Annotated in this window: 1 protein-coding gene; it reads right to left on the bottom strand. The window is 64.1% G+C overall.

Features of this window, described 5'->3' with window-relative positions; genetic code table 11:
• The coding region (locus H928_RS25555; protein ID WP_043338061.1) for a hypothetical protein at nt 1-410 on the bottom strand (410 nt) is incomplete at its 3' end.
• Nucleotides 411-437: the final 27 nt, after the last annotated feature.

Below are 437 nucleotides of genomic sequence, written 5' to 3' on the forward strand. Positions count from 1 at the left end.
GCTTGGGCTTTGTACAGGCGCTGGACTTCACCAATGACCCGGCCTGCTGCATCGCGTTCAATCAGAGCCTGGCTTTGCAGAATGGCGCCAGCTGGATCTTGGGCTGTTTGCGCTGTTTGCCCTTGTCCTTGCCCTGCTGGCCCCGCCCTTTGGTGCCACACGCTCGCTTGCAGCAGCTCTCCGGTCTTGCCCCATTCGTAGCGGTGGGTGATGGCGGGAGTCAGGTCGCTGGCAGGCAGATGGCGGACAGCGAGCTGGCCGTTGAGGGTCCACTCGTAGCGGCTGGTGTGCGATGCCAGGCTTTGCTCTGCGGCCCAGCCATCGCTGGACTCGGTGAGCTGGCCTGCTGCGTCGTACTGGTAGCTTTGCACGCGGGCGTCAAACCCGGTCTCCTGGGTCAGGCGGTCCATTGCGTCCCAGGCAAAGCTGGTGTGCTC

The organism is Comamonas sp. B-9, assembly GCF_000410635.1.
In the GTDB taxonomy this organism is placed as follows: domain Bacteria; phylum Pseudomonadota; class Gammaproteobacteria; order Burkholderiales; family Burkholderiaceae_C; genus Comamonas.